Origin of the sequence: Streptomyces sp. NPDC005899 (genome assembly GCF_040629645.1) — a bacterium.
Taxonomy (GTDB): domain Bacteria; phylum Actinomycetota; class Actinomycetes; order Streptomycetales; family Streptomycetaceae; genus Streptomyces.
On record NZ_JBEXWB010000272.1, the window covers coordinates 1 to 8750 of the forward strand.

An 8750-nucleotide genomic window follows, 5' to 3' on the forward strand; every position below is an offset into this window, starting at 1 on the left:
GGCGCGCCGGTCACATCATCGGACCGAAGGCGGAGCCGGAAGGTCAGCCGATCTCGGCGCCGAAGGCCGCCAGCGCCTCGGGCACCGGCTGGAAGAACGTCTCGCCGCCGGCGGAGCAGTCACCGCTGCCGCCCGAGGTCAGGCCGATCGCGGTGTCGCCGGAGAAGAGCGAGCCGCCGCTGTCGCCCGGTTCGGCGCAGACCGTGGTCCGGATGAGGCCGTTGACGATGTCGCCGTTGCCGTAGTTGACGGTGGCGTCCAGGGCGGTGACCTCACCGTCGTGGACCTGGGTCGTCGAGCCGCTGCGTGTCACCGGCATGCCGACGGTCGCCTCGCCCGCCTTGGTGATCGGCTGCGTCGAGCCGTTGTACAGGTCGACCTCGCTGGGGTGCGGCACGTCCGAGGTGTACTTGACGAGGCCGTAGTCGTTGTCCGGGAAGCTGGACCCCTCGTTGGCGCCGATCTCCGTGCCGCCCTGCGCGTCGGACCAGCTGGTGATCGACTCGGTGCAGTGGCCGGCGGTCAGGAAGTACGGTTCGCCGCCCTTGACCACGTTGAAGCCCAGCGAACAGCGTGCGCCGTTGCCCCAGATCGCGTCGCCTCCCGCGATCAGCGGCTTGAACTCGCCGGCCGTCTTGTTGAGTTCGGCCTTGGAGCCGAGCCCGTCGACCACCTTGTCGAGCTTGTCCCAGGCCGCGCCGTCGACCGTGCGGTCGGCAGTGACGACGATCTTGTTGCTGACCGGGTCGACCGCCCAGGAGGTGCCCGGGATGGCCGCCTCGGTGGCGAGGGTCCGCCGGGCGGACGTCAGCTCGGCGAGCGTGTGCTGCACGATTCTGGCCTTGCCGCCCGCCTGGCGGACCCGCTCGGCCGCCGCCTCGTCGACCACGTTCACCACGAGGTGCTTCGCGTCGGCGTCGTAGTAGGCGCCGGCCGCGTCACCGCCCAGGCTCCGGTCGAGGGTGGTGGCGAGATTTCCGGCCGCGCTCGCCGTCAGGGTCCGCACGGTGAAGTGGGGTACGTCGTCACTGGCGTTCGCAGACTGGAAGGTCACTCCTGCTGCGACCAGGGCGATGACGGCCGAGCCGGCCATGGTCCCGCGCTTCCTGGATATGCGTCGGTGCGTCAACTTCTACCTCCTGTGGGGCCGTGTGCCGGGCAAGTGGGGTGCCCGGGAACACGGAGGATGGGGCGCCCACTATTCCGAGACGGCCGATAGCACACAAGGTCGACTTCGAGACGCGCACACGACACCGACGCTTCACACCCCACCTGTTCACAAGCCCGCGTCGAGCCATGTCGGTTCCATGTGCGAACACCCGGTGCGACCGGGGATCGTCAGCGGGTGAGGGCTGGACCTGTCCTGAAAGAACGCCACGGGTCCGGATGCCGTGGAGTGCTCTCCTGATGCCGGACGCCGCGGACACCACCGAACGCCCCCTGAACGCTTCGAACACCCCCGGTTGCCGGTGACGCGGAGTGCCGCAATCGCCGGGGATAGGTCATCATCGAACAGGCAACGCACGCCGGGCGGTCGAGGCCCGGACCGGGTAGGGCGACCGAGCGGAGGCGGCGGGGTGCGCAGTCGGGTGCGCGTGGCGGACGGGCGGCAGCTGATGGTCCAGCGGCAGGGGGATCCACGCGGCAGACCCGTCTTCCTCCTGCACGGGACCCCTGGCAGCCGGCTCGGTCCGGCCCCCCGCGGGATGGTGCTGTACCAGCGCAAGACGCAGCTCATCGCCTACGACCGCCCCGGGTACGGCGGCTCCGACCGGCTGGCCGGCCGCCGGGTGGCGGACGTCGCCGAGGACGTGCGGGCGATCGCCGACTCGCTGGGGCTGGAGAAGTTCGCCGTGGTGGGCCGCTCCGGTGGCGCCCCGCACGCCCTGGCCTGTGCCGCCCTGATGCCCGAACGGGTCACCCGCACCGCCGCTCTGGTCGGCCTGGCCCCCTGGGGTGCGGCCGGGCTCGACTGGTTCGAGGGGATGGCGGCGTCGAACGTGCTCGCCTACTCCACCGCGGCCGCGGACCCCGACGGTCTGGCGGAGTCCTTCATCAGCCGGTCGGCACAGATCCGCCAGGATCCGGTCCGGCTCCTGGACGACCTGCGCCGGGAGCTGACCGACTCCGACCGGGTGGTGGTCAACGATGCCGGGATCCGGACCATGCTGCTCGCCAACTACCGCGAGGGGCTGCGGCTTTCGGCGTACGGGTGGATCGACGACGCGATCGCGTTCGCCCGGCCGTGGGGTTTCGACCCGGCGGACATCACCGGGCCCGTGATGCTGTGGCACGGCGAGAAGGACGTGTTCTCACCGGTCGGCCACTCCCGCTGGCTGGCCGGCCGGATCCCGGGCGCCACCACGGTGCTGGAGCCGGCGGCGGCGCACTTCGACGCCCTGTCGGTGCTCCCGGAGGTGCTCAACTGGCTGCTGGACGACCGGGAGAGGACCGCCTGCTGACACCGCGGCGGCGGGCGGGCCCCGGTGCCTCGCACCGGGGCCCGCCCGTCTCTCACACCGCCATCGGTTCCAGTTCGCGCTGGAAGCGGCGCTGGTCCCGGGCGATCCGGGTCAGCGGGTGCTCCTCACCCAGTTGCCTGGCCAGTTCGTCACCCGTCTCCGCCCGTACCTGACGCGCCTCCGCCTCGCGGCCCATCGCGTCGAGGGTGACCGCCATGTTCGACATCATGGCGAGCGTCTCGGGGTGGTAGGCCCCGAGTGCGTTCCGCAACTGCCCCGCGATCTCCCGCTCCGTCCGCAGGGCCAGGTCCAGATCACCCCGTTCGGCCGTCGCGCTTGCCAGGTTCATGACGCAGAAGAGCGTGTTCGGGTGCTCCCGGCCGAACACCTGCCGCATCGAGGCGACCACCCGGATCAGCACCTTCTCCGACTCGTCCGGCGCCCCCGCCCCGGCCAGGTAGACACCGAGGTTGTTCTGCGCGGCCAGGGTGTACGGATGCTGCTCCCCCGGCACCTTCATGTACTGGTCCACGACCTCCTGCGCGGCCTCCTTCGCCTCGGCAGCCTCCCCGGCCGCGAAGAGGTCCGCCGCCAAGTTGAGGTCACAGGCCAGCGAGTCCGGGTTGGCCGCCGTGTACTTGGCGCGGTACCGGGTGCGGGTGGCCAGCGTCAGCCGGCGCGCGTCCTCGTGCTGACCCGCCCGCCGCAACGACACCGCGAGGCTCTTGGCCGCGCTCAGGGTGGTCGGGTAGGTGCGGCCGAGGGTCGCCTTGAAGCTCTCGTAGGTGCGGCTGAGCAGAGCGACGGAGTCGTCGTAGCGGCCGACCTCCCGGAGGTCACGTGCCAGGTTCATGGCGGAGGACAGGCTGTGCGGGTGATCGGCCCCGAGCACCTCGGTGCGCCGGTCGTACACGTCCTGGTCGATCTCCCGGGCCCTCGCGTACTGCCCGACACTGCGCAGGTTCAGCGCCAGGTTGTTGGCGGCCGCGAGCGTCCTGGGATGCGACTCGTGGAAGATCTGGCTGAACCCGTCGTTGGCCTCGGTCGCCAGGGCGATCGCCCGCTGGTAGTCACCGAGGGTGCCGAGGTCGATGGCGAGACTGCTGGTGGTCATGTAGGTGTGCGGGTGCTCGGGTCCCAGCACCTCCCGCTGCCGCTCGAGGGTGACCTCGTCGAGTTCCTTGGCCTCCACGTAACGCCCGCGGGAGCGCAGGATGTTGGAGAGGTGGAAGCGGAGGTAGAGGTACTGCAGGTCCCGGTCGCCCAGGGTCTCCCTCCAGATGTCGCGCAGTTCGTTGCCCAGGGTGCCGGCGGTCCGGAAGTCACCGCGCTTCCACAGGTAGCGCACACGGTCGATCAGCAGCCTGCGGGTCTCGGGCTCCTTGCAGTTGCGCGCGTCGGACGGACCGAGGTGCGGCCAGATCGTGGCGAAGCGCGGCCACGTCTCGGGGTTGTCGATCGGCTCGTCGTCGTCGGGGCGGGCCCCGGCCAGGATGCGGTGCACGACGTGCCGGGCGTCGCGCTGCTCCTCCTCGCTGAGCTGGGCCCGGATCACGGCCTGGACCAGCCGGTGGACCTGGATGGAGTTGGAGACCTGGTCGACCTTGGCGAGGGCGAAGCGGCCGATCTCCCGGATGACCCGGCCGAGCACGAGCTTCTCCTGGAGCGAGGAGTCGTACGGCTTGAGCGCCTCGATCATCTCCTTGCTGTAGAGGAGGTTCGCGGAGATGGGCTCGGGGGCGAAGAAGGCGCACAGCTGGAGGAGCCTCACCGCGGCCGGTGAGCGTTCCTTCAGCCGCGCGATGGAGATGTTCCAGGTCGCCGCGACGGGCTGCGGGTAACCGGCGGGCTGGTTGAGTCCGAGGACCTGGGGTGCCTGCTGGGCCAGCTGTTCCAGGTACGTGCCGATCGGGGTGGCGGTCTCCGCGATCCAGGCCGCCGCCTGTTCCACCGCCAGCGGCAGGTCGCCGACGGCCGTCGCCACCTGGGCCGCCTCGTCGGCGGACAGTCCCGGGGCGCGGCGTTGCAGGTGCTCGATCGACTCCTCCCTCAGGAAGACGTCGACGGGCAGCGCGTCACCGTGCTGGGACCAGCTCTGGTTGCGGGAGGTGACGAGGATGTGGCCCGAGCCGCCCTGCGGAAAGTAGCGGCGCAGTTGCTCGGGGTCGTCCGCGTTGTCGAAGACGAGCAGCCAGCGGTCCGAGGGCAGGCCCCGCCGGAGCATGTCGACGGCCTCCTTGGAGGCCGCGGCCATGTCGTCACCGCCCTGGGCGCCGAGCCGGACGGCGAGTTCGGCGAGCCCGGCCACAACGTCGTCGGTCTGCTCGGAGGATATCCACCAGACCAGGTCGTAGTCGGCCATGAAGCGGTGTACGTATTCGAGGGCCACCTGGGTCTTGCCGACGCCGCCGAGCCCGTACAGGGTCTGCGGCTGCGGCAGCACCACGGCCATGCCGCCGCCGAGCTGGTCGCGCATGCGCTCAAGGACCAGCGACCGGCCGGTGAAGCCGGGGTTGCGCGGCGGCGCGTTCCAGATCCGCGGCACCGTGCCGGGGAAGCGCGGGCCCGGGGACGTCCCGTCGACCAGCTGGACGGGCCTGTCCAGGGCGCGCATCAGAGCCGTCGTCGCGTGCACCTCGTCCAGCCGGAAGAGGTCGACGGGGTTGCGGTCGATGTACGGCCCGGAAAGGCGTACGTCGCCCACCCGGAGGGCCAGGAGCTGGCGCCTGCCGCCGCCCGAGTCCTCGGCGGCCGCACGGTTCCACAGGTCCACCGCCCGCTGGGACTTCAGATAGGCGCTGGAGAGCAGGACCACCGTGCGCGTCGCCGTCTCGGCCGCCACGGCCGCCGGCTCCCGCGCCTCGCGTTCGGCGGACACGTCGCGCGGGACGACGCGGAAGCCCGCCCGGGTGAGGACCGATTCGATCCAGTCGGCCCACATCCGGTTCTCCGCCACGTAACTGAGGAAGAGATCGGCGGGCAGTGCGGGCCTGCGCCGGGTGAAGGCGTCCCGGATCCGCAGCCGCACCTCCTCGCCCACCGGAGGCATCGAGGTGACCTCCTGCTGGGTCACGACCGCGGTGAGGCGTTCGAACGCCGACAGCAGGGAGTTGCTGAGCCCCGCCTCGTCACCGAAGGTGGCGAGTGTCTCCTCGTACGCGTAGTAGGGGCGGTAGGGGATCTCCACCGCACCCCAGTAGGCGGTCAGTTCGTCACCGGACAGGTCGCGGGGAAGCCGGTCGAACTTGAGCCTGGCCAGGGCGCGGCCGGCGTCGGCCTTCTCCTTCTCGCCCTCGTCGATGCGCATCGGGACGGGGAAGATGGAGATGGGACGGCCGGTGTAGCGCTCGGCGATCTGGCGGGCCACGGAGGCGGCTCCGTCGATGGACTGGTCGCTGAGGGTGAAGCAGTCGACGAGCACGTCCGGTAGGTGGACGGTGCAGATGTCGGCGATGTCGCTGAGGCCGGTGCGGCTGTCGATGAGCACGTAGTCGTAGCTGGCCTTCATGTCCTCGCGCAGCGCGTCGAAGAAGTGCCCGCCGCCGAGCCGGTCGTAGAAGTTGTCCCAGTCGAAGGTGGACACCGTCGCGGAGTACTCGCGGTTCTGGCGCCCGGCGGAGACGAAGTCGAGTGTGCCGCCGTGCGGGAACTCCCAGCCGAGCGCCTCGGGGTTCAGGGAGACCGCGTGCGGCTGGACGCGGGCGTAGTCCCGGTGCCAGTCGTCGGCGCGCCGGGCGGGGTTGGTGGCGGCCCAGGCGTACTCGGTGATCAGGTCGATCACGCCGGTGGTGGCACCCAGGGTCGACGGGTCCAGGAAGGGGTGGAAGAAGCGGTGGAGGCCGGGGGCTTCCAGGTCCCAGTCGACGGCCAGCACCCGTTTGCCGTTGGCCGCCAGGATCCACGCGGTGTTCGCCAGGGCCATGGTGCGCCCCGTGCCGCCCTTGTACGAGTAGAAAGTGACGACGCGCCCGTCACGACCGGCTGTCATACGTCCTCCGCATCCGTCGCAGGGTCGTGCATGTCGGGTACGAACCGCGTACTGCCGCCCATGGGGCCCATCAGCCGGGTCCGTTCACTGTGCCGGCCCCCCGCCGGGGGGTAGACGGTCGCGTGCCGCAGGTACTGCTGGGCGGCCACCTCGACGACCTGGGGAAGGAGCTGCCCGAACGCCTCCATGGTGGGCACCCCCTTGGCCGCGGCGCGGCAGAAGGCCCGCCCCTGCCGCATCTTGGCCGGCATCGTCTGCTCGAGCTTCTCGGTCAGTTCGGCTTCGGCGGCTCTGCTCTGGTGGTCCTCCCTGCCCCAGGGGACGACCATCGTCACCCAGGGCCGGTTCTCCGCGTCGAAGGCGGCGAGCCGGCGCCGGCGGTCCTCGTCCACGAGGGCCCAGCGGTCGACGAGGAGTATCTCGGGGGTGTCGGGCGCCTGCTTGCCCTCCTGCTGGCCGGACTCCTCGTCGAAGGAGGTGATCACTGCCTGGTAGTTGAGCGAGCGGACCAGTTCCTCGGCGACGTAGGCCAGGGGCCTGGCGGCGGCCGGGTAATAGGGGTTCCAGTCCTGTGGATGGTCGCCGTAGTAGTCGGCGTTCCGCCCCTCGGGCAGGTCGTGGCGGGTGGGGGCGGCAATGGTGATCTGCATCGGGCGGGGAGCCCCCACCCCGCTGCTCGTCGACCCGAAGGCACTCGGGGCGAGGCGGTAGTCCACGGGCCTTCCCGTGTCGATCTGCACGGTGTCGGCGACGCTGACGATGCGTTTGGCCAGTTCGTAGACCGCCCGTTCGTACTCCTGGGCGAAGAGCCTGAGCTTGATCAGTCCGTAGAGGCCGTCACTGACGTACCGCTCGCCGAAATCGCGGTGGTTGAACTGCAGGCGCTCGGCGGAACCCGGCAACTGGCTGGGCGGGACGGGGACCCAGAGGGCCGGGACGATGGCCTCCGCCGGCTGGTTCGAACGTGCGCGGTGGTGAATGGCGCGCTGTTCGAACGCATACCACTCCTTGCCGCACATCTCACTGGCGAAATAGCGCGGCGAGAACAGCGGCACGAAGACACGGCAGGTGGCGAGCACTCCGCCCAGCCTTTCCGACCAGCCCTCGCCGGAGCGTATCTCCCGGTCCATGAATCCGGCGGACGCACCGGCCGGGAGATCGGTCATGGCCATCACATGGCCACAGAGATCCTGGAATAACCGTTCGACCCACATATCGGGGTCCGTGCCACCGCCGTACCCCGGTGTGTGCGCGTAGCTCAGAAAGAAGTACGGCCGATGGTCCGCCGCTCGCTGCTGCGTCGATGCGTGCACACGACCCCCGTCCTGTGTGAGCACTCGCACCGAGAAGGAGGAAAGGATGCGAGCGAATTCATCATTACGGAGCGGACAGCGCTCCACCCCTCTATCGGCCGGTCATTCACCGTTACTTTTCAGTCATCCGCCCCCAGGTCCGACCAAGGCCGTCCGCTCGCGGTGACGATCTGCGGACGTTCTTCCGCAGATGTCCCGTCCGGCAACCCGGCGATCTCTTTCTCAAGCCCGGTGAGCACGCGTTTCCCGTCGGTGGTCAGTTCGGCGGCGTGTGCCATCGTGCCGAGCGCCTGCCGGACACCCGGCAGGAAGCGCGCGTCGAAGAGTCCCATTCCTACCCGCTCGAAGGTCTCCGAAAGCAGCGTGGAGAAGGAAACGGGCTCCCGCCGCCACGGCGAGCGGTGTTCCCAGGTCCCGTCGGACGCGTACAGGTCGGTGGTGGCGACGACGGACTGCCAGGTCCCGCGCCTGAACGCCCGCAGGAGCCCGAGCGCCAGCTCCTCGTCGGTGCCCGCCCCTCCGGCCCCCAGGGCGCCGTACCCGTGCCCGCCCGCGACGGCCGCGACCGTGCGGACGGGGGTCAACGTGGTCACGGCTCCCGCCAGATCGGCCGCCTGTCGCGGTACGCGCTCCCGCAGCAGCCCCCAGGCCCGGGCGACGCGGGCACCGAGGTCCCTGACGTCCTCCGGCGCGAGGCGCGGCGCCACGGGGACGCCGAAGCAGTCGCGGTACGGGTCGAGGTCGTCGAGCACGAATCCGGGGGTGCCGCCTCCGCCCACCCTGCGCAGCGGGAGCCAGCCGGAGCTCTCCCCGGCGTCGCGTGCGACGCGCAGCTCGGCGGCGCCTCCCTCGCGCCGCACCACGAGGTGCCCGTCGGCCGACCGCGCACGTACGGTGCCCCGCTCCCCGGGTCCGCCGATCCGCAGCTCTCCGAGCGTGGGGAGGAAGACGCGGCCGTCCAGGAACTCCAGAGGGGCCGTCGCGTCC

Annotated in this window: 5 protein-coding genes; 1 reads left to right on the plus strand and 4 read right to left on the minus strand. The window is 70.7% G+C overall.

The annotated features are described in order from the left end of the window. Positions 1–43 precede the first annotated feature (43 nt). Complete coding sequence (locus ABZ371_RS24540) at positions 44–1129, minus strand: S1 family peptidase (RefSeq protein ID WP_358683311.1); 1086 nt, start codon at positions 1127–1129, stop codon at positions 44–46. 448 nt (positions 1130–1577) lie between these two features. Between ABZ371_RS24540 and ABZ371_RS24545 the strand changes: the two genes are divergently transcribed. After that, positions 1578–2462: an alpha/beta fold hydrolase gene (locus tag ABZ371_RS24545; protein WP_358683313.1), complete on the plus strand. Its 885-nt coding sequence runs from the start codon at positions 1578–1580 to the stop codon at positions 2460–2462. Between the two features lie 52 nt (positions 2463–2514). Here ABZ371_RS24545 and fxsT read toward each other — a convergent pair whose 3' ends face one another. The 3 genes from fxsT to fxsB all read right to left on the minus strand — a co-directional run. Next, a complete protein-coding gene (gene fxsT / locus ABZ371_RS24550; protein WP_358683315.1) occupies positions 2515–6450 on the minus strand; it encodes an FxSxx-COOH system tetratricopeptide repeat protein in 3936 nt (1311 codons plus the stop codon). After that, the gene (fsxC, locus tag ABZ371_RS24555; RefSeq protein WP_358683319.1) at positions 6447–7787 is read right to left on the minus strand and encodes an FxsC protein; all 1341 of its coding nucleotides are present in this window, start codon (positions 7785–7787) and stop codon (positions 6447–6449) included. Before fsxC ends, fxsT begins: the two co-directional genes overlap by 4 nt. Positions 7788–7882: 95 nt before the next feature. Then, the coding region (gene fxsB / locus ABZ371_RS24560) for a radical SAM/SPASM protein FxsB, inactivated metallohydrolase extension form (protein WP_358683317.1) at positions 7883–8750 on the minus strand (868 nt) is incomplete at its 5' end.